This is a genomic window from Ralstonia sp. GX3-BWBA, assembly GCF_003290055.1.
Lineage (GTDB): Bacteria > Pseudomonadota > Gammaproteobacteria > Burkholderiales > Burkholderiaceae > Ralstonia > Ralstonia holmesii.
On sequence record NZ_QMKS01000024.1, the window covers coordinates 78,868 to 105,566 of the forward strand.

The following is a 26,699-nucleotide window of genomic DNA, read 5'->3' on the forward strand; positions in this document are numbered from 1 at the left end:
ACAGGACGAACCATGACTGAGCACGACGCAAAACTGCACGGTAGCTGGCGCTTGTTGTCTTTCGAGACCGAAATGCAAGAGACAAAGGAGCGCACGCAGCCCTGGGGAGTTGATCCCAATGGGTCACTGATATTCAGCGCTGATGGGCGAATGATGGTGCTCTTGACCGCCAAGGCGCGCGAGCCCGGGAATACAGACGAGAAGCTCGTGGCGCTGTTCCGTACCGTCCTGGCCTATACAGGGCGGTATCGGGTCGACGGCGATCGGTTCATCACGAAAGTCGATGCGTCGTGGAATGAAGCATGGACCGGCACAGAGCAGGAACGGCACTACACGTTTGATGGAGACGCGCTCGTGGTCTATACGGCGTGGATGCCGAATCCGCTGGTTGCCGGAAATCCAATAGGAAGAGGCGTTCTGCGCTTCAGGCGCGAGCTACCTCCCCTACAAAGTCCACGGTGAGTGTTCCGGCGAGATGCAAAACCCCGCACTTACATTCGCCAATCAGGAAGCTTGGGAAGCTTGGCTCGAAGCCAACGCAGAGGTTGCGCCCGGTGTTTGGTTGCACATTGCCAAGCGATCTGCCGAGCAATCGACTGTGTCTTACGCACAGGCACTTGAGAGCGCTCTCTGCTACGGATGGATCGATGGCCAAAAAAAGGCTGGGAGCGAACACTACTGGCTACAGCGATTTACGCCTAGAACCGCCAAAAGCATCTGGTCGAAGATCAACAAAGCCAAAGCTGAAGCGTTGATGTCCGACGGAAGGATGCGCCCAAGCGGGCTTCGCGCAATCGATCTGGCCAAGCGCGACGGGCGTTGGGAGGCTGCCTATTCGTCTGCAAGTACATCAACCGTGCCCGATGATCTGCAGCAGGCTCTCGACGCCAACCCGAAGGCGGAGCAATTCTTCGCGACCCTGAACAGTCAAAACCGGTACGCGATTCTGTTCAGAATCCAAAACGTGAAGAAGGCCGAGACGCGTGCCAAAAAGATCTCCCAGTTCATCGACATGCTGAACAAGGGCGAGAAGCTGCATCCGTAGCATTGTCGGACTGAAACTCAGCTGTGGGCCGGTGCATTCCCTGCCCAAGCTGAGCATGTTCGGCGCGCCCATCGCGGAGTCAGACCCGCCGCAAACCCATCACAGCCCGTGCTGGGCCCGGTATGCGGCTTCCGCGCCTGCATAGTCGGGGCTTTCGCTGTGGTACTCCGCGCGTTGGTCTTCAGCTTGGTGGATCGACTGCAGCTCACTGGCGCTCAACTGACGAGGCGCCGGGCGCGCCGCGCGCCTGAGCCCAACGGCGGCGGGTGTCGGTTGGCGAACCTCATGGTCTGCATAGGCCTGCTGATAGTTCGGCATTTCGCCGTGGTAGCGGGCGCGATCGTCTTCGGCACGCGCAATCTGAGCGCGCTGCACATCGTCTAGCTTGGAGTGCGCAACGCGTTGGACGCGCGGCGGCGCGGACTGCGAGCGGCGTTCCGGCGCCGGATTGCTGCGCGCGAGATAGCTGGCGTACTCCGCACGAGCGGCACTGTAGTCCGCATGCGCATGGCCGTGGTAGGCGGCCGCTTCCTCTGCGTCGCGCTCGAAGTCGGCCAACGTCCGTGTCGGGGCGGTGTGCTGACGTGCGGGCGTGGCAGGTGCGCTCGCTGGTCGGCCAGCCTGCGGCCCCCGCGCGGGCGCGCCTTGCACCTGTGCGGCCGGACGATGCCTCTGGCTGGCGAACTCCTCAAGGTCCTTGAAGCTCAGCTTGCTCGGTGTGGCAGCCGGGCGCTGCGGCGTTGCTGCAGCCGTGCGGGGAGCGGATGCGCGCGGTGCCGGTGAGGACATTCCTCTGGGTGGGGGCGCGTGCACGGTTGCCGGGTTGAGCGAGGCGACAAAGTGATCCAGGTTGAGATTGCGCGTACGGCTGTCCTTGATGCCGAGGATGACCTGCATCTGCTGCAGCAGCTTGACGGATTGCGCGGGTGGCAAGTGCGCGACGTGTCGATCGAGCGTTTCCATGGCCTCGATCGGTTTGCGCCAAGCCTGCTTGCCGTGCTCGGTCGGCAGATGCTCGATCTGGCTCAATACGCGCGCACGATGGTGCTGGACCGAGATGTTGCCGCCAGACACTCCATGGCCTGGCGTGCGCACCGATCGGGGCGACGCGGCAACCTCGCGCCGGACCGGGGCGTTGGCCATGGGAGGCTGCTGGACGGATGGATGAACCTGCGCAGTCGATCGGGCAACCTGTGGTTTGGCCGGCTCGGCGGGCCGATTGATATGCAACATCCGCTGCAGCGCGCGGCCTGCACGACGCGGGCTCGCGGCAAGCGACGCCAAGACGCCCTGCCTAGACCGAACCTGGTTGCCACTGGGCTGCTGCTGCGGTGCTATGTTTTCTTTGTTCGCTTGGGTGCTGTGATGTGACGGCGTGCTGTGTGTTGAGCCGATGCGATAGTTGCCCATGGACTTCATTCTCAGGTTCGGAGGAGGAAGACAACTATCCGGTGCCCTGCGCAACCGCTTAGCGTCGACAACCATGTTAGAGCGGCACCCGCCGCGTGCTGCCGCCGCCACGAAACGTCAGTGCATCCAGCGAAGTTGCTGGGCGATGGGGGGAAGTGAACCGTTCTCCCCCTTCTCAAGCGGACGCCAATCGCCCCCTCCAAAAAGACTAATCACCGCCCGCCCACCGGCAACTGCCTGCCCAGGCAGCGTGATCCGCAGCACCATTTCATCCTCACGTTGGACTGGGATGGCTCCGGTCCATGACGCCCGCGTTCGCCGGGCCAATTCTCAAAATTGCTCACATGGAGAGGATTACCCCCAATAGGTCGCTACAGCATCAGGTTTCCTTGCCGTTGCAAGTTTCGAGCAGCGCCATCGGGGCCTGCCATCAACAAACGGTGCGGTTAAAAGGCCGAACGAACGGGGAAACCACAATGGGGATCAACAACTTGACGGTGCGCGCCAAGCTCACCTTGGCATTTGGCTTTCTGGCGGGGCTGGTGTTGCTCGTGTCTGCGCTTGCAGTGCAGGCGCTGAGCGAGTCGAACGAGCGTTTTTCCAAGTATGTGAACGGCGTCAATGCCCGGGCCTCACTGTCCGAACGCGTGCGCACGGCAGTGGACCGCCGCGCCATTGCGGCACGCAACCTCGTGCTTGTGGCCAAGCAGTCAGACATCGATCTGGAAAAAGCTGCGGTTACGCAGGCGCATGAAGACGTGCAGAGCCGCCTGGGCAAACTCAAGGAGTTGACTGCACAAGCCGGAGACACCGATGACCGCGCACGCGGCTTGGTCGAAGACATCGACCGCATTGAAGCCAAGTATGGCCCGGTGGCGCTCGCCATCGTCAACGCGGCGCTCACTGGCAAACACGAAGAATCCATCACGATGATGAACGAGCAGTGCCGGCCGCTGCTGGCCGCGCTCGTCAAGGCAACCAATGCCTACAGCGAACACGCCCGCGAGCGCGCACACGAGATGGAGCGCCAATCGGCCGAGCGCTACGCATTCCAGCGCACACTGCTCATCGGCATTTGCCTTGCCACCGTGCTGGGCGCCTTGGCTGCCGGCATTCTCATCACCCGTGGGCTGACCCGGGCGCTGGGTGCGGAGCCTGATGCGCTGAGCGACATCACGCGCCGCGTAGCCTCCGGAGACCTGAGCCCCGTGCTCGGCGGCGCAACCGCACCTCGCGGCAGCATCCTCGCCTCCATGTCGGAAATGCAGGCCAGCCTTGTGAAGCTGATCGACCAGGTTCGCCAGGCCGCGCACGGCATTGCCAGCGATGTGGGCCAGATCGCCAGTGGCAACCAGGATCTCTCGTCTCGCACCGAGCAGCAGGCCTCGTCTTTGCAAGAGACCGCTTCCAGCATGGAAGAGCTGACCTCCACCGTGAAGCAGAACGCCGACAACGCGCAGCAGGCCAGCGTGCTCGCATCCGACGCCTCCGAAATTGCGCAACGCGGCAGCAACGTGGTCGGCAACGTCGTCGACACCATGACCGACATCCGCACCAGCTCGGCCAAGGTGGCAGACATCATCGGCCTGATTGAAGGCATTGCGTTCCAGACCAACATACTCGCGCTCAACGCCGCAGTGGAAGCTGCTCGCGCCGGCGAGCAAGGCCGCGGCTTTGCCGTGGTGGCCAGTGAAGTGCGCAGCCTCGCGCAGCGTTCGTCCAGCGCAGCCAAGGAGATCAAGGAACTCATCAGCACCTCGGTGCAGAAGATCCAGGACGGCTCCTCGCTAGTGGAAACTGCCGGCAAGACCATGACCGAAGTCACCCAGGCCGTGGCCCGTGTGACTGACATCATGGGCGAGATTGCCGCCGCCTCTGTCGAGCAGAGCCGTGGCATCGAGCAGATCAATCTGGCGATTACGCAGATGGACGAAGTCACCCAGCAGAACGCCGCGCTGGTCGAGCAGGCAGCGGCCGCATCCACATCATTGGAAGGCCAGGGTCAGCAACTGAGCCATGCGGTGGCGTTCTTCCGACTGCACGGGGCGAGTTCGGTGGCTTGATGCGGCAGACGATGACGCCGGTATCGGGCGGCTGTCGTCATCAAGCGGGAAATCGATTGGATGAGGGCGCAGCCGTTTGCTAACGGCTGCTGTCGGCCTACAGGCGACTCGGTTGTCGCGCGCGATTGGCCGTTTCCAGACGTCGATTCTGCAGAGTTGGTCAGTACCCTAGTCGGCTGCAGTGATTTTCTGATGCCCGCGCGGCGCGCTATTCGTGCGCAGGCTCGGAATCCATCTGGCACGCACTGACCAGATCTGCGCAACTACTTGGGAATCGACTTTCCAGGGATAAATCCGTCAATGATGGCCTCAGCCATCTTCGTTGCCGCCCGTTTGGCGATACCAATGCTTTCCCAATGGTCAGCCGGCAGCGCGAAAATACGAGAATGCTCGGTACTCGGCGGCTCCCCTTGCTGGCAGATCAACACGGAGGCACTGTAAGACCGGTCCGGACGCCGTTCATGCCATTCACGGGGCGGATCAAACAGGTAGATCAGGGGGTAAACATCGAACCCCTTGTAGCGGCAAGTCGGATAGGCATCCACGGCAATCTCCGTTGAAAGGGGTGGCCTCACTGTACGCTCTTTCCGTTTGCTCCATTGAACTATCCTCGAAGCAATTGCGGACGAAGCGCCCTTTGTGCGCCACGTGATCCCGCCGGTTTGAGATCTCCTTGCCAAGGCTGCACGCGCATATCGAGGGTATGGTCGCCTTGTGCAGTTTTCGCGTAGAGGCTGTCCCGGATGACTTGTCCGATGGCCAGGCGACACAAGGTTTCAATGCCGCCCGTGGCTGCCGAGGCCAGATCCGGTGCGCTTGCCAGCACCCTGAAGGACCGCCTTCCTTCCCCCACGAAACTGGTGAACTGGACGCAGTTCGGCTGCCCATCGTGGATAAAGCCCACAGTGATGGAATACGCCATGCCCTTTGCCGCTCCGGGGAGCGTGCAAAGAAAGCTCGTCTTGTCGGTCGCATGCGTCATCTTGCTTCCTGGCTGGTTACGCGAGCAACACGCCTCGCCAACGCAATATCAAAAAGGCACCGGCTACAGAAACACCTCGCGCCCGTTACAGCGACGCCACCGATTCTCCGGGTACCAGGCCATTGATGACGTCTTCGCCGAACTTAAGCGCGCCCCGCCTCGCGGTGCCGACATTCTCCCAAACGGTAAGCGTCATGCGAAAAACGCGCGAGTGCTCGGCTCCGGGTTGATGACCTGTGCGGCAGATCACTACAGACGCGTTGAACGTACGATCGGGACGCTTGCGCGGCCATGACTGGGCCGTCTCAGTCCTGTACACCAATGGATACAGGTCGAAACCCTTGTACGTGGCTGACGGGCTTGCATTCATGAGGGACTCCAACCGAGGGTGTGCGTGATCGATGCCCGGTTGGGCATCGACATAGACTGGCAACAGCAATCCGCTGATTTGCCGGGGCAGTTATGAGTCCACCCCTAATTGATCGACGGTGATCACGAGCATCCGATCTCCACGATCCGCTTGGGTATGCACGCCCAACTGCGCCCGCAGAAAACGGTCAAGCATGCACTGCAGCTGACCAAGGTCTTGCCGATCTGCGTGCGTCAACTGATTCATGACATCGTGCGTGAACGCGATCGTCAACGTTCTCGCACGCCAGATACGGCTGTCGAATTCAGGTACCTGCCAGTTTGCCGCTAGCACCCTCGGCCCGGAGTGCCAGGTCCGCACGTCCTGCCCGGTAATTTCGTCTAGCACCGGCTTGGTAAACGCGACGAGGTCGAGCATCACGGATCTCCATGACTTACACCGCCAGTCGGAGCATCAACGGGCAGGCGTCCGTGTGCGGCACAGGAGGATGGTGTCCCACTGTACTCTCATATATGCACGGCGGCGTGTCCGGGGCTAGCACAAGTGTGTGAGCGACGAAAAAAAACCCCGCATAGCGGGGTTTCATATTGCGGGCGAGACGAATCAGATTGCCGCAATCTTGGTCGCGACCGGGCCTTTCTGGCCTGCGCCCGACACAAAACTGACCTTCTGTCCCTCTTCAAGCGACTTGAACCCATTGCTCTGAACCTCAGAGAAATGAGCAAACAGATCGTTGCCGCCTGCGTCAGGGGTGATGAAGCCGAAGCCCTTGGAGTCGTTGAACCACTTTACGATACCGGTTTCCATGTTGGATTCCTTAAATGTTCTGGTCGAGCCCATGCTCACCAGGCATGACAATCAAGGAAGGAACAATGAGAAAAGGTATCGCCTAGCGTGACAACCCAAAACTTCGGAGTAACTGCTTGAAAAGCCTGCGGTGCAAGGTGTACCGGGCTCACCAGGTTCTGTCAATCAAAAAGGCGATGAGCCCGGAAATAAGCCATGAATGTGGATGCGACCGCGCTTTGCAACCGCTCCATGTTGCCCATACACCGCCGCGTTTGGTTGTGACAGACGAGCATTGGCATTCCATGGCTACCCACAACGCGAGCCATTGAAGCAGCCCAGAGAGCAGGGATTGCGAGAAGCTGTTACCATGCGCAACCTTTACCCGTTCTTCGAATCGATCGGGCTGGGTGCCTGGCAAGAAGACTCATCAAGCGCTGGCCACCCGTCGGGCGTACACCCGAATCATCTTGGGCCACGCGGCCCATCACCTACCTGACCGGCGGTTTATCCGCTCCGTACGCAGCGCGCATGTACTAGGCGTGCCAGCCTACGCAAGTACGGTCACCTCGTTGCCAATAGCTTGCGCCGTGCATTTGTATGCATGACCCAAAGGCGTTGGCCCTACCCATCGTGGCGTAGCTCATCAGCAGGAACTGGTTTGCTCAGGCGTTCCACGCCTGCATCAGCTCTCGCCCGAAATCCAGCAGTGTATTGAACAAAATCGACTCCCCGTACACGGTGTCCGTGTACCCAATTGAACAAGAACCCGGCGTCTGGTTTGCCACCTATCTCATCAATGAGTACAGGGATGGCACGGAACGCATCCTCGCCAACGTCTCGATGCGCCACAACGTACATGGCACGGAAGCACTCGCAACGAATGCTGCCCGGGTTGCAGGAAGAGCAGCCATCGCACGTCTGGCACCCCATCATAAGAACTGAACCGCTCAAGCCGCCCCGCGCGGCTTTTTTCCGCTTGCGGCAAGCGCAAGCGCAACCCAGCAGTCGACAGGAAGGAAATCACCATGTCTGTTAGCGAAGAGTGGGAAGAACTGCATCTGACGCCCGAGGGCTGGAAAGATGGCAGCTATCGACACGTACCTGGTGATGCCGTCATCGTCGCGCCGCCGGCCAATGATGTACTGACCGTGCGCAGACATGTTGCTGCCGTCTATGGCGGGCCGTCACGCGTGACAGAAGACAGAACACCGCGCACCGATGACCTGAGCCAGATCGAGCAATTGCTGTTGAAGTACGGCGCTCCTGTCTTTGGCGTCTAGACCGCAGACGAAGCGGACGAATACTCGCGCGCTACATCGCGCCCACGTTATTTGAGAGAGAAATTGGCATGACACTCTGCCGCGCTTGCCTTGCGATTGAAGTCCACCGACTTGGTGCGTCAGGCCATGCCTTCTTACGAATCACCGACACCCAGCGCATCAAAGCCTCCAAGACAGCGGCCGTCACGGTGAGCACGTTTGCATGCCGCACGTGCGGCGCAAACTGGACCTATCGGGAAGGGAAAAACGTGCCCAACCCGGGATGGTCGCTGGAACAGTAAGCGCCTTCATTGGTTCGCTAGCCTCCGGCGTCTTGGCCGAGGCTCTGAGGAACGCCTGGCGGCGGCGAGGCAGTCCCCCAGGTTTTGGACAGAGGCCACAGCGTTGCCAAGGTTGCGTATCGACTGGGCATGGGCCAATACAGCCGGTATCAGTGGCCCCAAGCAAAGACCCAAACCCGCGCATACCTGGAGCCCAACCAACGCCGCACATCGAATAACATCTTCCGACCACACAGCGGCGCAAGAGCCTCTCTGCGCAGTGGCCGAAGAGTCCTCCAATGCCACGTCACCACCATCACGTCTACGTCGTCGAACTGTCGCGGCAAGTGCTGGGCGAAGCGCGCTTTGTGAAAGCCAATCCGGATTACTTTGGCGACAAACCTTGCGTTTATGTAGGCATGACAGGTCAGTCGCCGGACGTGCGCTTTGACAAACACAAGGCGGGGCTGAAATCGAACCGGTTTGTGCGCGAGTATGGGTTGCGTCTGATGCCGGAGCTGTATGAGTGCTTCAACCCGATGCCTTACGAGGCCGCTCGGGAGATGGAGGTGGAGCTGGCGATCGGATTGCGCGAAGAAGGATATGCCGTGTGGCAAGCGTAAGTGGGTGACAGCCTTCGAAACCTGAGCGTGTTGGCCGGTCGAGCAGCTCAGCGCCGAATGGCGCATAACGGCTCACTCGAGTTTTTGCACGCCACGGCGCCGGCATCAAATCACCCTTTCCCAGATTCCCTCAGAATCCGAATCAGCAATTCCCGCGTTGTTTCCCCTGGGTTCGGTCTCAACACATCCATGTTCAACGTCTTGCCTTCGTTGTTGACATCGGCAATGAAGAGCGGGTGTGAGCTGTTGTAGCTGAGCACATCCTCCACATCCTCGCCGAGGATGAACGGCGTCGAGAAGACTTCGCTGTTCTCTCTTAGCCCATCCGTGCCCTGGAGTGCGGCCTTCGCTTCGTCGGGTGTCCCCTCGTGCAGCCAGAAACCTTTGAACTGGCAATCCGGATACTGCTCTGAAAGCGGCTTGATGACGTACTTGTAGATCGTGTTGACTGCGGTGCCGCTGAAGTAGACCTCGGTGAAGGCAAAGCGCTTCTTTCCCGCCCGAATCTGGTCCTCGACCGCCTGCTTCATTGCGATCATATTGGCGGGCGTGGTCGGGTCGTCGCTCGACCCGCTCAGCCCGGCCGGAGCTACATCGCCTGCTTTGACTTTTTGTACCTTGACCACGCGAGATGCCAGGTCGGGTGACCCCGTCGTGACGGTGTCGGCGACAAACGCGCCGCCGCGCTCCAAACCGATGATCGCGTCGGGACGGTAATCATTGAGCAAGGCGTGGCGCATGTCAGAAAGCACATCGGCATGCGCCACCAGACTATCCAACGTGAAAACGCGTTGATACTTGCCGCGCCTCAGTGCTTCGGTTGCCGATTTGCCTGTTTCATCAGGACCAAGTTCGACGTTGTCGTCCACGATGTCTACGATGCCGGGGAGTTCACGCTGGGTCTTGTCGTCCAAGCGCAGGACAAAGTCGAGTGAAGGCGGTTGGCTCCCTTGCTTGCCTTCTGCTGAACGGTCCAGCGAGAACGCTCGTGTTCCGTCGTCCAGTCCGGCATAGCGCGAGAGCTGGCCCAACGCATTGCCAGGGCGCAGCACGATGCCATCGCTGCTGATCTGATCGATGGCCGGATCGGGTGCCCCACCAATGCGAGCGCCTGCGCCGCTGATGAAGTTGCGCATGGCCGTGGACGCCTGCTCCAGAAGCTCCTGCCGGGAGGGGCTGGAGGTCGACGCATCGGCGGCGTCCGTCGATTCCGATGGAAGCCTTGCGCCGACGGCGGGGTCAAACTCACCTCCGCTGGTCGTGCCTGTCATTCCACCACCGCGCACAGCCAAGCCCGCGCCGCCCAGACCCAGACCGAGAAGGAGCACCGCCTCGGCTTTCGCCTCACCTGACATCTTGTCGCCGTATTTCATCAACGTGAGGGCTTGATCGCCTGTCATGAAGGCGCCGCCCAGGCCCGCCGTCAGGTCAGCGCCCTTGGCGCCGACCCGGAAGGCATTGCTGTTCACGATCAACGGCGTCATGCCCCGTAAGCCGCCGGCTGCCTCGGCTGACCCGGCAATGCTTCTGACACCGCCGGCCGCCAAGCTGCCCTCCCCGGCCACGGAGACGGCAATGGTGAGCCAGTCTGCGCGCGCCTCGGGATCGAATGGCGAGATGGAGCGACCGTGCTCCGACAGCGTCGTCAAATGGTCGACCGATTCGCCGATTGCCCACCCGGCCCCGGCTGCCATCACGCCGCCAGCGATGGGCGTTGCAGCGCCACCTGTGCCCGCCACCAACACGACACCGGCTGAGATGGTCGCGACACCAAAGACGAAGTCGAGCCCATGCCTGACACGCTGCCAACCCGTGGTGACATGCGCGCTCAGATGGGCGACATCGGGAACACCTTTGGCATTGAGCGTCAGCGCGCCATTCGCATCGTTCGGCACGTAAATGGTGCCGCCATCGGCCAGGGCATTGTTATGCCGGAAATCTTTGATGTCGTCATACTGCGTGCCGCGATCATCGACGTAGGTGATCTTGCCGCTCTGCTTGTTGACTACCTTGAACAGCGCGGTCGGCGCGACACCAGTGCTTTTGTCGACGTACGCAATCGGAATCGCCGTGACGGTACCGTCGGTACCGCCTGCTTCACGGGTTGCCTTGCGCACTTCGTCGATGATCTTGGTGCTGTTCTTGTTGGTGAACCATGCAGTGTTGATGTGGCCGCTGTCTTGCGCGGCGCTGTTATCGGCCTGCACCATCAGTGACGCGCCGATGAAATTGCCGAGTTGCGCGTCTGCGCCCGGGGCGTTGAAGACGTGGCTCTTACCGTCGAAGATGGGCGTGTCACGACCAAAGGTGGCCATGCTCATCTGTCCGAAAATGCTTGTCAGGCCGGCGTCGACATTCGATTGGAACGCGTCGTAGTCGGCGGCGGCCTGCTTCTTCTGGACGGTCTGCTTGCCAAGATCAAACGCGTGCTGAAAGGCATCCGCCTCGGGCAAGGCAGCGCGGTGCGCGAGCAGCGCAGTGGTCAGGCTGGTGGCTTGTGTATCACCGACTGCGTTGGTGATGGGTGCCCAGTCGGAGCTGCCGCTGACTGACCCCGACGCCCCAAGTGTGTCGAGGTAAGCGTTTGCTTGTCGGTTGCTGGTCAGCCAATCCGCAACCTGTTGTGCATGCGCGGTGGATGGCTGTGTGTCACGAAAGCTCGGTGTGTCCGCCGCAAGTGCCGTCAAGCTCAGCCCGCCGTAGAAATCCGTGCCGTGCGCGATGCCCGTGCGAAGTTGGCCAGCATTGTTTTGGAACCAGTAGCCGTTATCGTTAAAGCGCCCTTCAACGGTCTGCAGCAAGTTGGCCGCAACTTCAGGTGGCGCATCCTTGGCGAGCGCCTTCATCCATTGACCCACCGCGTCCAGCTTGACCGTGTCGTCGTAAGCGAGGCGCTGTGTGGCATCCGAATCGTCGGGGTTGTACCTGTATACCGAGGTTAAGTTGCCGATCTGTTGATTGAAGTAAGCGCTGTTCGCGCCAAAGTATTTTTCGCCGGCTTGTTGGAACAGTTCCTGGCGCGCCTCCGGGCTTGTCTGCGAGAACGACACCGCGTTCATGTTGATCGACAAGGCCTTCAGCGCACCGTTTGCATCCCCAGCGCTCATCCTTTGATCGACCAGCGTCTTGGTGTTGCTCACGCGCACGTCAAAGCTCACGCTGCCGACGAACTCTGCGATGCCGAACGCATCTTTGTCGTTCTTGTATGGGGCCAGCAACTGCTCGCACGCAAACGTCACGGGATCGTTTTTCGCTACGGCCTGCAGGTCCGGCGAAAGCTTCGGGTCATTCGGGTTGATATGGTCAACCTGGTACTGAATGGCATGCCGGACGGCAATCACACGGGCCATATCCAGGCTGGCGGTGTCCCATTCCGGGTGTGCGGCAGACAGCTGCGAAACGGCATCGTTGGCGGCCTTGAGGTCGTCGACAGTGCCAAACTTCTCGTACTCGCTCAGCTCCGTGCCGAGGGCATCCTTGAAGTTCTTGACCGCCTGATCGAGCTTGCTTTGCGCGTCAGAAACGCTGGCCTGCTTTTCCTCCGCGATCGTGCGATTGGTGACCTTGACCGCCAATGCAGACTGCAAGCTGTCTTGCGCATCCAGCACCGCATCCCGCTTTTCCGCTGCATTGCGCTGGCTCGCGTCCTGCTGCTCAACGCCGTTCTTCGCGTCGTCAACGACTTCCCCGAGCCACTTTGCGTCGGGCGCGCGCTGCTTGATCGCCGCAGCGGCATCCTCGATGGCTTTCGTCTCGCCACCCGGGGGCGCCAGATCCGCATTGAGCCGCAGTTCGTTCGCCACGGCGGCCATGAGATTGGGCAGCGATGTGTCGAGCGATGTGCCATCCGCAGAAGCACCACTAGCGCCGTTGATGTCCGAACGGACTGTGGTGATGTCTTGGTCGGTCTTTGCCTTGGCGTCCGCCACTGCCTGCCGTTGCAGGGGAGACGGAGGAAGCGGATACAACTGGGGCCGGTAGTACACGAGTCGCCCGTTGGTCTCGACAAAAGCAGGCATAGCGTTCTCCCGTACCGCACAGTTCGCGAAGGCAATTGCAACGACGAAAATACGCGGCAATCTTGGCCAGATGGGCGGGGGGCTACTACTGGGAAAACGCGTAGTTCTTCTCTGGCCAGGAAGCGATACCGTCACCTGGTGCGCGCTGCACCTCACATATGTGCCGGGCTTTCATCGCCACGACCTTTGCGTTGAGCAGATGGTCACGCAGCAAGTGCATCACCGACTGCACGGCGTGAATCACTTGCACCACGCCGGCAACCACGATGCTGTGCTTCAGATCACCGCCGCAGCGAGGCAGCGGCAATCGTTCCGGTACGTGGCAGTGATGCACCGGGGCCAGCGCAGATTCCGTGAATGCCACGCCCAGCTGGCGCATCGACGCTAATTGATCAGATCCTTGGCAGCCTTGCTGCCCTCTTCCATCAGCTTGGCTTGCGCGTTGGCGCGGTTCAGCACGTTCTGCAGCTCCGCACTGCGGATCATGGTCTCGGCCTGCATCTGCATGATGCGCTCCATGCGCGAGTCTGCGTCGCCGTGTGCGCGAGGGAGTTCCGAGCGGGGCAGATCCGCGCGGCGTTGCTTGGCTTGGGGCTGTGCAGCAGCATCATCACCACTCGACTCGCGTGGGCGCTTCGAGCCGCGCGCAGACAGCGCCCCGAGTTCCCCTTGCGACGTACGTGCCGTGCGCTGAGGCGCCTGAGGTTGCGGCGGCTTGATCGGCGACGAGCCTGGCGCGTCGGTGCTACTGATGTGTGTCTGGACGCTCGGTCCGCTGATCTTCGATGGAATTGGCATGGCGGGCAGCAATGGTCAATAACGCTTGCATGCTAGGCGGCCAATTGCAGCGTCCAGCACGATCATGCGAAAGTGCGATCGCATGTGCGAAGCCCGCACATGCGCCATGGCATGCCGAGCAATTGCTCGCAACCACTCACACAATCAACTACGCGCTCGGAGGCGTTGATGCAGGTGCTGGACCACGAACCGCAGAGCTGGTTTTTATTTGAAGCGGATGGCGAGCTGTATCTCGATGCCAACTGCAACCATGGGGCGGTCGGCTACAGCTTCATGATTCGGCTGACCACGGCGGAAGTTCAACGGTATCGCGATGAGGGTCGGGATTATTTGCGCTGGCTCGCGCAGGACATACATAACGGCGCGCCGATTTTGTCTGCCAGTTTGTCGCCCTATAAAACCCGGAAGGCGACCAAGGAGGAAGAAGCCGAAGCGGGCACTGCGTTGGCGGCATGGCAGGCGGAGCGAATTCGAGCAATTCGCAGCGCTACGCAAAACGGTCGCTAGCCGGAGGGGATTGACGGAATTGCATCGATTGGCCCTGTTGGCACAACGCGAGTGCGGCCGGGGTAGGCAAGAAGATGGAGGGCTTTCCTTCACGCGAGCGGAGAAAATATGGCCGCCCACATAGCGCGTTCCTTCTGCTATGTATAAGCGCCGCTGCAAAGCCCATTGCGCCGATCGACATTCCGCCGCATCCATGCCCATTACTCACGTATCGAAGAAGCAACTGCCCATTCGCCGTTCGGTTGCCTCGCTGAAGAGCGAAGCGGGCAAACCGCCCATTGTGAGCAAGGTCTTTCTGGTCGCTGGTTTTTTAGCCACACTGATTGGGCATGGCTTGTTCTTCAGTATTCCCGTTAAGGCAGCCGAAGCTCTCTCACAAACCACCGCATCGATCTCAGGGTCCAGTGAACCGGAGATCGTCTCCATTACGGTTCCCGGTGCCGGCACGTTTGGCGGTGACATCGATATGCGCGCCGAAGTCTACAAACCTGCGGGTATCGGTCCATTCCCGACATTGATCTTCTCTCATGGCCGCGCGGCGGACCGTTTAGATCGCGCCAATTTGAAATACCCGATCCCGAAAGGGCACGTACGATATTGGCTGGCCAAGGGCATCGCCGTCGTTGCTCCGATTCGTGTCGGGTATGGCGCGACTGGAGGCCCAGACCAGGAAGCCTCCGGAGCCTTCATCAATGCCACGGGCGTTTGCACCAGCAAGCCAGACTTCCCTCACTTGGTGAAGGTCACGCGAGACATCACCCTGACAGCATTGACATGGACGCGTGCGCAACCTTGGGTGGATAAAGACCGGATTATTCTGGAAGGTCAGTCCGTGGGCGGTTTTGCCACAATCGCCACCGTAGCGGCCCAACCGCCAGGCGTTATCGGGTACATCAACTTTGCGGGGGGTGCTGCTGGTTGGCCCGACCGCGCGCCTGGTCATAGTTGCGACCAAGAACAACTACGCGAAGTCATGGGCGAACTCGGCAAGACTGCAAAGATCCCCGGCTTGTGGCTTTACGCCAAGAACGATCAGTACTGGGGCCCTGACGCTCCCAATGAGTGGTACCGCGCCTTCGCCGCCGGAGGAAGCCCAGCAGAATTCATCCATGCTGCCGAATTGCCAGGGCGCGACGGCCACCTTCTGATGTACTACGGGGGCAAGCTCTGGTCTGTTCATATCGACCGCTTCGTCAAGGCGCTCGGGCTCTCTCCGAAATAAGCGACGTTCCGCACCGTAGGCAAACGCCCGCTTTTCACAAATATTCCCGGTAAGCCTGATTCGCCATTAACTGGTGCGGCAGTCCCCATGAACAACTTGTTGGCGGACGATTTGACGAGGTTCGAAGTTAAGGCAACCGCGCCATGCAGGCCGCTTGTTTCACGCATATTAAATATGCGAGACGGCAACCTAACCAAACGGTTATCCCACGATGTAGGGATAGATTCCCCCCAGGTTTTTTCTTAGCATCCGCTTGCGCCAGTGCATTCGCCCGCGCGCATACAGAGGTTGCTGCATAACGCGCTTCTTCTTATCGAGAACGGTTATTTGCGCAACGTCTTGAAAAAACAAAACAGGGGGGTTTTTGATGAAAGCAAGGTACGCCAAGAGTATCTGGCAATTGAGTTCCGCTGCGACGGCTATTGCATTGGCCGCAGTCACGCTGGTTGCCGGTTGCGGCGGAGGCTCGGATGGCTCCACATCGGGTGGCACAAGCACCGCCACGCCCGCAGCCGCGACCCTGACCGGCACCGCTGCCACCGGTAGCGCGCTTGCCAACGCTAACGTTGTCGTGACCGACAGCACGGGGAACTCGCCGTGCGTTGAAACCGCAATCACCACCAGCGCTCTTGGCTCGTACACCTGCACGCTCAAATCTGGCGAGACGGCGCCGTTCTTCGTGGTCGTGACCGACCCGACCGGCAACACCGCGCCGCTGGTCAGCGTGACCACGACCACCCCGCCGGCCGGCACGCCGCTCACGCTCAATGCCACCCCGCTGACGACCGCCATCCTGGCGCAACTGGCGCCGGACGGAAATCCGCTGACGCTGGTCAATGCGAAGACGGTGGATGCGAACGCCCTCAAGGCCGTTACCGCGAATGTCGTGGCGCAACTGTCGTCGGTGCTGAGCGCCATCGGTGCGCCGGCCAACTATGACCCGTTTGCCACCAGCATTTCCGCTGCCACGTCGTCCGGCGTTGGCAACACGGCCGACCAGATTCTGGATGTGGTGACGGTGTCGAAGGACCCGGTCACAGGCCAACTGCGACTGGGTACGGTGGACGGCACGCCCGTGCCGCTGGCCACTGCCACGACCGGCGGCTCGGCGCTGCCGGCGCCTGCTCCGAACGTTTCGAGCCTGCCGCAGGGCGCGCAAGCCCTGGCAAATGCGCTGACCGCCTGCTTTGCGCTGCCGGCCTCGCAGCGCGTACTGGGGACCGACTTCACGCCGCCCGCTTCGCAAGGCGGCCCGAAGGTGACGGCGCTGGCGACGGCCTGCCAGAACATTGCATCGGACACGAGCAACGCCGGCGGCATCGCCTTCCTGCACAACGGCTACGCGTTCGGACAGTTGTTCTTCGGCTACCTGATGAGCGACAGCATGACCGGCGCCAAATTCAGCGTGCCGGAAGTCATGGCGTTCTATCCGGCAGGCTCGCCGTCGTCCCCCACGTACGACACGGCCATCCTGAACACCAAGTACCTGGACGCCAGCGGCAACCCCGGCAACATCATCGTGCTGGCGCGCTACGTCGCGTCGGGCACATCGGCTGCGCATCCGTCCAACTGGTGGGTCGTGGGCAATCAGCAACCGGTGGAAGTCAGCGACCGTCTGCAGGTTCGCCGGGTTGAGCAGGTCAACCCGACCTTTGCGGGCACCAGCGCCAATAGCAACAGCTACAGCCACTTCCAGACGGGCATCCAGTTCTGGATCAACGCCAAGGGCCCGGGCAGCGTCAATAACAACGGCAGCCTGAGCTTTGCGCGTATCACGGGGCCAGGCCTGCCCACCAGCGGTCTCGTCTACATCGCCCCCACGGGCGACAGCAACGAGCCGACCCAGGTGTACATGGATGTGAGCAACAAGTTCGGTACGGTTCCGGCCACCACCCGTTGCAGCAACGGCGGTACGGCCACCTACAACTGTCCGAACTTCTGGTTCGCGCGCACGGTCGGCCTGACTGGCTCCGCGGCGACCACACTGGCGGCACCGCGTAGCGACTTCAGCAATCCGATCTGGGCGCAGGCGTCGGACAGCCTTGATCCGAACCCTGTCGTGAAGAACGCGCGGTATCAGGTCGAACTGTTCTACGGCTCGCAAACCACGCCCGACCGCGTTTATCACAAGACGCTGCTGACGGATCTGGTGCAAGCCACCCAGGCCGTGAACCTGCCGTGGAATACCGCAGGCAGCCAGACGCTGGCGGATCTGAACCCGTCCAACAGCGCCACCAACGGCGTGCTGTCTTCGATGGTGGTCGATTGGGCGCAGAACCCGTCGGCCCAGCAGATCGGCAGTGCTGCTGTCACGGTGGATCTGAAGGGCACTTACAGCGCGTCAACCAACGTGGCAAGGGGCGCAACGTCGACGGTCATCAACCTGCCCTCGCAGCAGGTGCCGGCGCTGACCAGCTCGGGCACGCGTTCTGTGCTGTTCAACTACCGCATGCTCGACAACAGCCTCAAGAGCATGGTGTACACGTACAACTAAGCGCAAAGGCAACGCGCAATCCGGCCGGTCCGCACGCTGCCAAAACGGCGTGCGGAACACAGCGGATCGATCATGACTAGGCGTGCCAGACGGCACGCCTTTTTTTCGCCTTGAGGCTTCATCCCCCGACTGCCGCCCCTCACCCCCCGCTTGCCGCCGTCCAAGCCCCAACCGTGGGACTTTTTGCTTCACGCCTGCTGCTTTTTGCAGCAATGGGTCGGTCCTTTTACCTCGACACATCGCGCTCTGAACTCCGCGCGTGGGGCCCTGAACTCGGCGCACGACACTTTTTGCCTCGCGCTTGCTGCTTTTTTCAGCAACACATGCTGCTTTTTTGAGCACGGCCGAGGGTCTGATCTCGGCGATTGGGGTTCTGGACTCGACCGTTGAGGCTCGGAGCCCGGCGTGTGGGGCTTTTTGCTCGGCGTTTGCGGTTCGGAACTCGGCGCCCCGAGTTCGAAACCTGGCGCCGGGCGTTCTGGACCCCGCGAATGCGCTCTGATTTGGCCGCCGCGACAAACCGCAACTTGCCGCCGCCGCTCGCCGCCCATAAACTCACTCCCGCTCGCGCAAACCAAGCGCAGCCGGGACTGCAATCCCGAATTCAAGACAAATCCGCGAGTGCCGTTAGGCCCTTGCGTGCCGTCGTTCGCCTATATGGGCGGGCCCGGCAGGGAGGGCTTCGGCCCTGCCGATTTTTGGATTTGTCTTGATCGGTATTGCAGACCTTGCCGTGTGCCCGCCCACCCCTCCCGGTGGGCGGCTCCTCACTCAACCAGAGGCAAGACAATGGAGCAACCGATCCAAGCTGTACCCATCCCACGCGGGCATCGCCCCGCAATTTGTCACTTCACCAGCATCGCGCAACGTCCTCCGTCTGGAGGTGCCCGATGAGCCTTGAAGACAATCTCCTGTATGCACAAGGCGCCCTGAGCGCGCGAGATTATCTGCGGCGCGCCCAAATGGACATGAAGGTGCAGCGGCAGTTCAGCCCCAAGACTTTGCGCTTGGAATACCAGCTTCAGGTCAAAGACAAGGCCGTTGAATACCAGGCCGGGTTTCTCGATGCGATTGGTGCCTTCATGCTGACCTCGCTGGATGGCGTAACAGTGGACTTGTACCGGTGGGAAGTCCTGCATGTGCTGGCACGTGCGAACAAGCTGAAATAAAAAAACAGCAGTAAAAGCGAACCCGAGACGGGCGGGGACGCTTGCAGAGACCGACTCTCGTTATGTGTTGAACTGACCGTACTTTTTCATGGGCAGCGGTAGCCCCTTAGGCGGTTGGCGTCAGACACCAACAAACCATCACTGCGGCGGGAAATCCGGATGCCAATGCAGTTTCAATCCCACCCCTCCACTCCCGGCACCCGCATCCCCTCCACCTCGGGCAAATCAATCCCAAAGTGCTCGGCCAACAGCTCCCGCAACGCGCGCCGGTCTTCCAGTTCAAACCTGTGCGGCGTATTCCCGCGCCAGATCGTGGCGTCCCGGTTCATCACCGTCACGCGCCCTTCGTCCGTCAACGACCGCATCAGGATGCGGTTCATGAACGGCGACGCCGGATACGTGCTCGTGTAGTGATTCGCCATTTCGAAATCGATCGGGTAGTCCTGCTCCATCGTGGTGACCCAGGCGTCGACCGGCGTGTCGCTGCGCACCTGGGCGCGGAGTATCCAGCGATCTTCATCACGCGCCATCCAGTGCAGTTCGCCATCGATGTTGGCCTGCGTGCCGTCCAGCGGCACAGGCACGCGGGGCGCCAGCCCGCCGAAACCCGGATCGATGACAAAGGTGCCCTCGGGCAGCGGCACCGTCAGGAACATGTGGGTGCGGGGCGCCTCGGGGCGCGGCGTCTGGATGATCACGCGCGACGAGTGGCGCGTGGGCTGAAAGCCAAGCTGCTCCAGCACGGCGGCAAACAAGGTGGCGTGCTCAAAGCAGTAGCCGCCGCGGCGTGCGTGAACGAGCTTGTTCTGCACGCTTTCCAGGTCGATGCGGATGCCGCGTCCGAGCAGCACGTCGAGGTTTTCGAACGGAATGTGCCGCATGTGCGCGTGCACCAACTGCGCGAGCGTGTCGTAGCTGGGGCGGGTGCTGCCGCCCCACTGGATGCGGTTGAAGTAGGCATCCAGGTTGAGTTGCGATGTCACGTGTTGCCTCCTTGTGCGCCGGGCGTGACGCAACGTCAGCCCTGTTTGCGGCGGCGGAATTGCTGTTCGGTTACGGCGCTGCCCCACTGCGTGCCGGCCTCTTCCTGCGTGAGTTGAAAGCCGAACGATTCGTAGAGGTGGCGGGCGGCATCCAGGCCCTTGAAGGTGTTGAGGTAGGTCTCGTCAAAGCGCTCGTCGACAAAGCGCATGGCTTGCGACATGAGCTTACGACCAATGCCGGTGCCCCGCAGTGAATCATCCACGATGAACCAGCGCAGGTGTGCAACGCGCGTGTCCGGGTTGCCGTCAATGGCGAGCGATGCAAGGCTGCGGCCGTTTTCCACGCACAGCCAGAGTGCCTTGTTGGCGTCGGGCAGGGATTGCGCAAAGTCGGCCAGCTCCTTGGCGACGCGGCGCTCGAAGAACACGCCGAAGCCCCAGTGCTGTGCGTAGAACCGGCCGTGCAGGCTGGCGATGTCGCCAATGCAGCCGGGCACGTAGCCTTGCACGATCTGGGGGCCGGCATCGGCGGGAGGTTGCGCGGGCTTGTGGTCGTTGTCATCAGCCAGCGCGCTGACGTATTGCGACAGCGATGTGACCAGTCGTTGCTGGTCTGCCGGGGTCAGGTGTCGCAGCGCATTGGAGACTTGGCTGGAAGCAAAGGCGTCGATCTTGCGCCGCAGTTGCTGGCCGTCTTTGGTGAGGTGCAGCTCGGAAGATCGGGCGTCATCGGCGCAGGTGCGGCGTTCGACCAGCCCGGCAGATTCCAGCCGGGTGACCTGGCGGCTGGTGCTGGATTTGTCCAACCGCAGACGCTCGGCCAGGTCGCGCGCCTGGATGCCGGGCGTACCGGCAATCTCCAGGACCGCGTGCACCGCGGACGGCGGCAGGTCGCTCTCGGCCAGCGTGTTGCGCATGAAGCCTAATTCGCGAACGAGCTTGCGCGAGATCTCCCGCAGTTCGCGAATCGTCTGCTCGCGTGATTGCGTGGGGGCTTCAACGAAGTCCATATCGGCCTCGAATAGTTGTTTCGCGCAACAAATATAGTTGCACGAAACAACCTTTTCAAGGCCCGACGGTACCGTGGCGGGCAGCGCCTAAGGCGCCTGCCGCAGGTGCTCAGGCAAACGCGGGCCGACCGGCTCCATCCGACAGACGGAATACCGACACCGCGCGGCGCAGCGTCGTCGCCTGTTCTTCCAGCGATTGCGCTGCCGCTGCGGCCTGCTCGACCAACGCGGCGTTCTGCTGGGTGACTTCATCCATCTGCGTGACGGCCTGGTTGACCTGCTCGATGCCTCGGCTTTGCTCGGCAGAGGCGGCGGCAATCTCGGCCACGATCTCCGACACGCGGCGGATGGCATCCTTCACTTCGCTCATGGTCTCGCCCACCGCAGCGGCCTGTTGCGAACCCGCCTGCACCACGGCAACGGAGTCGCCAATCAGCCCCTTGATCTCCTTGGCGGCAGAGGCGGAGCGTTGCGCAAGCGTGCGCACCTCGCTTGCAACGACGGCAAAGCCCCTGCCCTGCTCGCCAGCGCGCGCCGCTTCCACTGCGGCATTCAACGCGAGGATGTTGGTCTGGAAGGCGATGCCTTCGATCAGCCCCGTGATCTCGGAAATCTTGCCCGAGCTGGTACTGATCTGGTCGATCGTGCCGACCATGGCTCGCACGGCCTCGTTGCCTGCCTGCGCGATGGTGCTGGCGCTGGCGGCCAGGCTGTCGGCCTGGGCGGCGTTCTCGGCATTCTGTTTCACGGTCTCGGTCAACTGCGTCATGCTCGACGCGGTTTCCTCCAGCGATGCGGCCTGCTGCTCCGTGCGTGCAGACAAATCAATGTTGCCGGCTGCAATTTCCTTGGATGCCACCGTCACGGATTCGGCCGATACCTTGATGCCGCGCACCGTCTCGGTCAACTGTCGATCCATCGAGCGCAGTGCGGCCAGCAGCTCACCAAACTCGCCCTGCGTGTCGATCACGATGTTGTTCTCCAACCGCCCGCCGGCAATGTGATTGGCAACGTCCACCGCGCGGCTGAGCGGGCGAGAGATCGCGCGCAGCAGATACCAGCACATGCCCACGCCCACCGCAAACCCAGCGCACACCAGCGCAACCGCCATGCTGAAGATGGAGTGGTAGGTGGCTTCGCTGTCATCGACGGACAGTTTGGCCTGCTGCAGGTTGATGGCAATGTCCTTTGCGAGCAGGTCGCTCACGGCTTGTCCAGAACGGGCGTGGCGGTTGATGATATGCGCGGCTACGTCGTGCTGGCCTGCCTGCAGCGCTTCGATCGCTTCGTTCGTGGCCGTGTTGAATTGCGGCAGGGCATCGTTGACCTTGCTGGCGACATCGCGTTCTTGTTCGCTCGTCACGCTGGCGGGGTAGTACTGCTTCCATGCGCCGTTGATCTGTTCCAGATCCGTGCGGATGGTGCGCACGGCCGCTGCAACTTGCGCGGCATCGTCGGTGAAGACCTGCGCGCGACGCAATTGCAGGCGTATATCAAGTTGGGCCGTCCGAAGCTCGGCAAGCTGCGCGATGGGCAGCGTGTTGCTGGTATATGCGGCGTTAATGTTGGCGTTCAGGCGCATCAGGCCCCGCACCCCAAACACACCGGTGGCCAGCAGCAGCGCCAGACACAGACCAAAAGCCCCGAGCAACTTGAAGCGCACCGAATGCACGATAGACGGCATGATTTCCCCCGATTTGTTTATCCGGAGGCACGTGCCCCGGATTTATGGATGTTCTACATCTGCATATCGGTAGGCCGCGAAATACCTTAAGTGCGTGAGTCAAAGCGCCCACATCGCGCCCTGCACCGGTGCATGCGTTGTCAATTCGAGTGCGTGAGGGGAGACATCCGAGGGTCGGCCCGCGCGAGCGACGAGCCGACTTCGAGCAGCGCGAGCGTGCGTGCCTAGTTGAACGGCGGCATGGCGTGCGACCGCATGACGATGGCCGAGGGAGCTGTGTCCTTGGTCGTTTCATTCGGGCGCCGCACAGGCTTGTGCGGGCTTGACGGCGGCACCGACACCCCGCGTTGCGCGCGCCCCAGAAAACGCTGCATGAGGCAGAACACGCACAGCAACACCCCAATGGCGATGCGCGCCCACCAGGAGCTGAGCGTGCCGTCAAAGGTGATCAACGACTGGATGACGCCCAGCAACAGCACGCCCACCACGCTGCCGCTGATGAGGCCCACGCCGCCGGTGAGCAACGTGCCGCCGACCACGGTGGCGGCAATGGCGTCCAGCTCCATGCCCTGTGCATGCAGCCCGTAGCCGGAGAGCATGTAGAACGTGACCAGCACGCCGCCCAGTGCCGAGCAGAAGCCGCTGAGCACATAGACGAGGATGCGCGTGCGCGCCACCGGCAAGCCCATCAGCAAGGCGGAGCGTTCATTGCCGCCAAGCGCATAGACCGTGCGGCCGAAGCGGCTGCAATGCGCGAGCCACGCCGCAGCGGCAAACACCACCAGCGCAATCACCACGCTGGGCGACACGTAGTTGCCGCCACCCACCTGGATCTTGTACTGCGACAGCGTGGTGTAGATCGGGTCGGTAATGCTGATCGAATCAATGCTGATGAGGTAGCACAGCCCCCGCGCGAGGAACATGCCGCCCAGCGTGACGATAAACGGCTGGATGCGGAACACCTGAATCAGCACACCCATCATCAAGCCGAACAGGCACCCGACAGCGAGCACGAGCGGCACCACCACGCCAATCGACCAGCCGTGATGTTCAACCAGCGCGGCGGAGATCATGGTGGTAAGCGCCACCACCGCCCCCACAGACAGGTCGATACCGCCCGACAGAATGACGAACGTCATGCCAATGGCAACGACCATCAGGAACGCGTTGTCGATCAGCAGATTCAGAAACACCTGCACGCTGAAGAAGCCCGTGTAAGTCACAGACCCAAAGCCGAACAGCAGCGCAAACAGGAACAGCGTGACGTAGAACGGCAAGCGGCGTGGATTGATTCTCATGACTGCGCTCCTGCACGGCTTTGGCGTTGAAAGAACATGCTGCGAAACGCTTCCGATTGCGCCAGGCACACGGCAAATACCACCACGGCTTTCACGACGAGGTTGATCTCGGGCGGCACGCCCATCGAGTAGATCGCATAGGTGAGCGTCTGGATGATGAGCGCGCCGATCACGCTGCCCCACAGGCTGAACTTGCCGCCCACCAGCGAGGTACCGCCCAGCGTGACAGCCAGGATGGCGTCAAGCTCCAGCAGCAGCCCCGCGTTGTTGCCGTCCGCGCTCTTGACGTTCGAACAGATGATGAGCCCCGCAATGCCGGCCATGGCACCGCAGAATCCGTAGATGCCAAACAGCAGCGCCTTGGTGTTCAGCCCCGCAAGCCGCGCTGCCACGGGGTTGATGCCGACTGCCTCGATAAACAGACCGAGCGCCGTGCGATGCATCAACAACAGCAGCAGGCCCAGCACGGCGGCCGCGATGTACAGCCCAAACGGCAGCCCGAACAGATAGCCGTTGCCCACAAAGAAGAACGGCTCGTAGTAGACGGTGATGATCTGCCCGCCGGTAATGAGCTGCGCCACGCCGCGCCCGGCCACCATCAGGATCAGCGAGGCAATGATGGGCTGCATGCCTGCACCTGCCACCAGCAAGCCATTCCACAGGCCGCACACCAGCGCTGCGCCCACGGCAGCCAGCAGCGCCAGAAGCAGCGGCACCTTGGTTACATACACAGGCAAGCCGTTCTGCACCACCAGCGTGCCGCCGATGAGCGATGCGGCAATGGCGCCGGAAATGGCCACCACCGCGCCCACTGAAATATCGATGCCGCCCACGGCAATCACCAGCGTCATGCCCAGGGATATGAGCATCAGCGGCGCGGCACGGTTGAGGATGTCGATCAGGCTGCCGTACAGATGCCCGCCGCGAATGTCGAGGTGAAAGAAATGCGGGTTGAACCACGCGTTGAGCAGACACAGCAGGAGTAGCGTCACGCACGGCCAGAACAATCGGTGGCCGGTGAGCGCACGCAGGCTGGCGGGGTTCATGCGGCGCCTCCGGTGGTGGTGGACTGGGTGTTGGACTGGCTGGCGGGCACGTCGCCGCCGGCAATCACGTGGCACAGGTTGTCTTCCGTCACATCGGCGCCGGCAAGCTCGCCCACCTTCTTGCGATCGCGCAGGATCGCCAGCCGGTGGCTCACACGCAGCACTTCCGGCAGCTCGCTGGAGATGAACAGGATGGCCATGCCCTTGCGGCACTGCGCGGTCACCAGGTCCATGATGTCGAGCTTGGCGGCAATGTCGATGCCGCGCGTGGGCTCATCCAGGATCAGCATGGCCGGGTCGGTCGCCAGCCAGCGTGCGAGCACGGCTTTCTGCTGGTTGCCGCCCGAGAGTTGGCCGATAGGCTTTTCAGCGTCGGGCGTCTTGATGCCAAGCTGAGCGATGTACTGGTCGGCAATCTCGCGCTGGCGCTTCTTGGGCAGATAGCGGAACAGCCCACGCTTGGCCTGCAGCGCGAGGATGATGTTCTCGCGAATCGACAGCTCGGCAATGATGCCCTCGGTCTTGCGGTCTTCCGGGCAGAAGCCGATGCCCTGACGGATGGCGTCACGCGGGGAGCTGAACTGATGCGACTGGCCCTGCACGTTGATCGAGCCCGCATCGTTGCGATCCACGCCAAACAGAAGGCGCGCGGTCTCGGTGCGGCCCGAGCCCAGCAGGCCGCCCAGGCCCAGCACCTGCCCGGGGCGCACGTCCAGATCGAGCGGCTGCACGACACCACGGCGGCCCATGCCACGCGCGCTCAGGAATGCTGGCGCAGTGTCATCCACAGGCGGCACCTCGGTGCGCTCGAAGCGGCTTGCATCAATGTCGCGCCCGACCATCTTGTTGATCAATTGCAGCTGCGGCAGATCGCGCGCAGCGTATTCGCCTTCCAGCCGGCCGTTGCGCAGCACGGTAATGCGGTCGGCAATCGCGTAGGTCTGCTCCAGAAAATGCGTGACGAACAGCACGGCCATGCCGCGTGCCTTGAGCGTGCGGATGGCGGCAAACAGCCGGGCCACTTCGTCGTCGTCCAGGCTGGAGGTGGGTTCGTCCAGGATCAGGATGCGGGCTTCGGTGGATAGCGCGCGGGCAATCGCCACCATCTGCTGAATGGCCACCGGATAGAGCGACAGCGGCAGCGTCACGTCAATGTGGATGTTCAGATCGGCTAGCAGCGCCTGCGCGGCGCGGTTGGTGGCGCGCCAGTCGATGCTGCCCATGCGCATGGGGAAGCGGCCGATGTGGATGTTCTCGGCCACGGTCAGGTTCGGGCAGAGATTGACCTCTTGATACACCGTGCTGATACCGAGCTTCTGAGCCTCCAGCGGCGAGCCCGGAGCGATGGGCTGACCGCCGAGCAGGATCTCGCCCGCATCGGGCGCTTCCACCCCGGTCAACACCTTGATGAGCGTCGATTTGCCGGCGCCGTTCTGCCCCATCAAGGCATGCACTTCACCGGGAAACAAGCGGAAATCGACCCCGGCCAGCGCCTGCACGCCAGGAAAGTTCTTGGAGATGCCGCGCATGTGCAGCAACGCGCCACGGGCATCTGACGCGGCGGCATGATCAACGTGATCCGACATGGATGTCACCTGTTGATGGTGCATGCCCGCAAGGCGGAGTCACCCGCCCTGCCGGCATACT

25 protein-coding genes and 1 pseudogene are annotated in these 26,699 nt (G+C 61.7%); 11 read left to right on the forward strand and 15 right to left on the reverse strand.

What is annotated here, in order from left to right:
• The first annotated feature begins 12 nt into the window (after positions 1–12).
• Entirely contained in the window at positions 13–462 is a 450-nt protein-coding gene (locus tag DOD19_RS22980; protein ID WP_024978484.1) for a lipocalin-like domain-containing protein, read from the forward strand.
• 13 nt (positions 463–475) lie between these two features.
• The gene (locus tag DOD19_RS22985; protein WP_112188354.1) at positions 476–1,045 is read left to right on the forward strand and encodes a YdeI/OmpD-associated family protein; all 570 of its coding nucleotides are present in this window, start codon (positions 476–478) and stop codon (positions 1,043–1,045) included.
• A gap of 99 nt (positions 1,046–1,144) precedes the next feature.
• Here DOD19_RS22985 and DOD19_RS22990 read toward each other — a convergent pair whose 3' ends face one another.
• A complete protein-coding gene (locus tag DOD19_RS22990; RefSeq protein WP_112188356.1) occupies positions 1,145–2,188 on the reverse strand; it encodes a hypothetical protein in 1,044 nt (347 codons plus the stop codon).
• Between the two features lie 743 nt (positions 2,189–2,931).
• Between DOD19_RS22990 and DOD19_RS23000 the strand changes: the two are divergent.
• A pseudogene (locus tag DOD19_RS23000) lies at positions 2,932–4,509 on the forward strand (methyl-accepting chemotaxis protein); the annotation flags it as partial.
• 272 nt (positions 4,510–4,781) lie between these two features.
• On the opposite strand, the gene DOD19_RS23005 reads toward DOD19_RS23000, so the two are convergent.
• The 5 genes from DOD19_RS23005 to DOD19_RS23025 all read right to left on the reverse strand — a co-directional run bounded on the left by DOD19_RS23005 (position 4,782) and on the right by DOD19_RS23025 (position 6,677).
• Positions 4,782–5,063, reverse strand: a complete 282-nt coding sequence (locus DOD19_RS23005) for a hypothetical protein (protein WP_024978479.1) — start codon at positions 5,061–5,063, stop codon at positions 4,782–4,784.
• Between the two features lie 59 nt (positions 5,064–5,122).
• Positions 5,123–5,500 carry a hypothetical protein gene (locus tag DOD19_RS23010; protein WP_024978478.1) on the reverse strand — a complete coding sequence of 126 codons (378 nt, stop codon included), beginning with the start codon at positions 5,498–5,500 and terminating at the stop codon, positions 5,123–5,125.
• An 85-nt stretch (positions 5,501–5,585) separates the two neighbouring features.
• Positions 5,586–5,870, reverse strand: a complete 285-nt coding sequence (locus DOD19_RS23015; RefSeq protein WP_024978477.1) for a hypothetical protein — start codon at positions 5,868–5,870, stop codon at positions 5,586–5,588.
• Between the two features lie 90 nt (positions 5,871–5,960).
• Positions 5,961–6,287 (reverse strand): hypothetical protein, encoded by a 327-nt coding sequence (locus DOD19_RS23020; protein WP_112188362.1) that lies wholly within the window; start codon positions 6,285–6,287, stop codon positions 5,961–5,963.
• 186 nt (positions 6,288–6,473) lie between these two features.
• Positions 6,474–6,677, reverse strand: coding sequence for a cold-shock protein (locus DOD19_RS23025; protein ID WP_024978475.1), 204 nt, complete (start codon positions 6,675–6,677; stop codon positions 6,474–6,476).
• Positions 6,678–7,370: 693 nt separating this feature from the next.
• On the opposite strand from DOD19_RS23025, the gene DOD19_RS23030 reads away from it, so the two are divergent.
• The 4 genes from DOD19_RS23030 (at position 7,371) to DOD19_RS23045 (ending at position 8,822) form a co-directional block, all read left to right on the forward strand.
• The gene (locus DOD19_RS23030; RefSeq protein ID WP_080693703.1) at positions 7,371–7,601 is read left to right on the forward strand and encodes an isochorismatase; all 231 of its coding nucleotides are present in this window, start codon (positions 7,371–7,373) and stop codon (positions 7,599–7,601) included.
• An 83-nt stretch (positions 7,602–7,684) separates the two neighbouring features.
• Complete coding sequence (locus DOD19_RS23035; RefSeq protein ID WP_024978474.1) at positions 7,685–7,939, forward strand: hypothetical protein; 255 nt, start codon at positions 7,685–7,687, stop codon at positions 7,937–7,939.
• 68 nt (positions 7,940–8,007) lie between these two features.
• Positions 8,008–8,220, forward strand: a complete 213-nt coding sequence (locus tag DOD19_RS28020; protein WP_024978473.1) for a hypothetical protein — start codon at positions 8,008–8,010, stop codon at positions 8,218–8,220.
• A gap of 278 nt (positions 8,221–8,498) precedes the next feature.
• Complete coding sequence (locus DOD19_RS23045) at positions 8,499–8,822, forward strand: hypothetical protein (RefSeq protein WP_024978472.1); 324 nt, start codon at positions 8,499–8,501, stop codon at positions 8,820–8,822.
• A 110-nt stretch (positions 8,823–8,932) separates the two neighbouring features.
• Here DOD19_RS23045 and DOD19_RS23050 read toward each other — a convergent pair whose 3' ends face one another.
• The 3 genes from DOD19_RS23050 to DOD19_RS23060 all read right to left on the reverse strand — a co-directional run bounded on the left by DOD19_RS23050 (position 8,933) and on the right by DOD19_RS23060 (position 13,639).
• Positions 8,933–12,841 (reverse strand): DUF4781 domain-containing protein, encoded by a 3,909-nt coding sequence (locus tag DOD19_RS23050; protein ID WP_112188364.1) that lies wholly within the window; start codon positions 12,839–12,841, stop codon positions 8,933–8,935.
• Between the two features lie 85 nt (positions 12,842–12,926).
• Positions 12,927–13,220 carry a hypothetical protein gene (locus tag DOD19_RS23055; protein ID WP_112188366.1) on the reverse strand — a complete coding sequence of 98 codons (294 nt, stop codon included), beginning with the start codon at positions 13,218–13,220 and terminating at the stop codon, positions 12,927–12,929.
• A gap of 5 nt (positions 13,221–13,225) precedes the next feature.
• Positions 13,226–13,639 (reverse strand): hypothetical protein, encoded by a 414-nt coding sequence (locus tag DOD19_RS23060; RefSeq protein ID WP_152543734.1) that lies wholly within the window; start codon positions 13,637–13,639, stop codon positions 13,226–13,228.
• A 168-nt stretch (positions 13,640–13,807) separates the two neighbouring features.
• On the opposite strand from DOD19_RS23060, the gene DOD19_RS23065 reads away from it, so the two are divergent.
• From DOD19_RS23065 to DOD19_RS23080, 4 genes are all read left to right on the forward strand, one after another.
• The gene (locus DOD19_RS23065) at positions 13,808–14,146 is read left to right on the forward strand and encodes a hypothetical protein (protein WP_204360096.1); all 339 of its coding nucleotides are present in this window, start codon (positions 13,808–13,810) and stop codon (positions 14,144–14,146) included.
• Between the two features lie 193 nt (positions 14,147–14,339).
• A complete protein-coding gene (locus DOD19_RS23070) occupies positions 14,340–15,368 on the forward strand; it encodes a dipeptidyl aminopeptidase (RefSeq protein WP_204360097.1) in 1,029 nt (342 codons plus the stop codon).
• A 367-nt stretch (positions 15,369–15,735) separates the two neighbouring features.
• Positions 15,736–17,862: a hypothetical protein gene (locus tag DOD19_RS23075; protein WP_112188368.1), complete on the forward strand. Its 2,127-nt coding sequence runs from the start codon at positions 15,736–15,738 to the stop codon at positions 17,860–17,862.
• Between the two features lie 890 nt (positions 17,863–18,752).
• On the forward strand, positions 18,753–19,031 hold the full coding sequence (locus DOD19_RS23080; protein ID WP_024978465.1) for a hypothetical protein: 279 nt from the start codon (positions 18,753–18,755) through the stop codon (positions 19,029–19,031).
• Positions 19,032–19,204: 173 nt separating this feature from the next.
• Here the strand turns inward: DOD19_RS23080 and DOD19_RS23085 are convergent, their stop codons facing one another.
• The 6 genes from DOD19_RS23085 to DOD19_RS23110 form a co-directional block, all read right to left on the reverse strand.
• Complete coding sequence (locus DOD19_RS23085; RefSeq protein WP_112188370.1) at positions 19,205–20,014, reverse strand: arylamine N-acetyltransferase; 810 nt, start codon at positions 20,012–20,014, stop codon at positions 19,205–19,207.
• A gap of 35 nt (positions 20,015–20,049) precedes the next feature.
• Positions 20,050–21,024 (reverse strand): helix-turn-helix domain-containing GNAT family N-acetyltransferase, encoded by a 975-nt coding sequence (locus DOD19_RS23090; RefSeq protein WP_112188372.1) that lies wholly within the window; start codon positions 21,022–21,024, stop codon positions 20,050–20,052.
• 109 nt (positions 21,025–21,133) lie between these two features.
• The gene (locus DOD19_RS23095) at positions 21,134–22,708 is read right to left on the reverse strand and encodes a methyl-accepting chemotaxis protein (RefSeq protein WP_024978462.1); all 1,575 of its coding nucleotides are present in this window, start codon (positions 22,706–22,708) and stop codon (positions 21,134–21,136) included.
• 224 nt (positions 22,709–22,932) lie between these two features.
• Positions 22,933–24,006, reverse strand: coding sequence for a galactofuranose ABC transporter, permease protein YjfF (gene yjfF, locus DOD19_RS23100; protein ID WP_024978461.1), 1,074 nt, complete (start codon positions 24,004–24,006; stop codon positions 22,933–22,935).
• A complete protein-coding gene (locus DOD19_RS23105; RefSeq protein ID WP_112188374.1) occupies positions 24,003–25,052 on the reverse strand; it encodes an ABC transporter permease in 1,050 nt (349 codons plus the stop codon). Before DOD19_RS23105 ends, yjfF begins: the two co-directional genes overlap by 4 nt.
• The gene (locus DOD19_RS23110) at positions 25,049–26,638 is read right to left on the reverse strand and encodes a sugar ABC transporter ATP-binding protein (protein ID WP_112188940.1); all 1,590 of its coding nucleotides are present in this window, start codon (positions 26,636–26,638) and stop codon (positions 25,049–25,051) included. The genes DOD19_RS23105 and DOD19_RS23110 overlap by 4 nt, the downstream gene beginning before the upstream one ends.
• Positions 26,639–26,699: the final 61 nt, after the last annotated feature.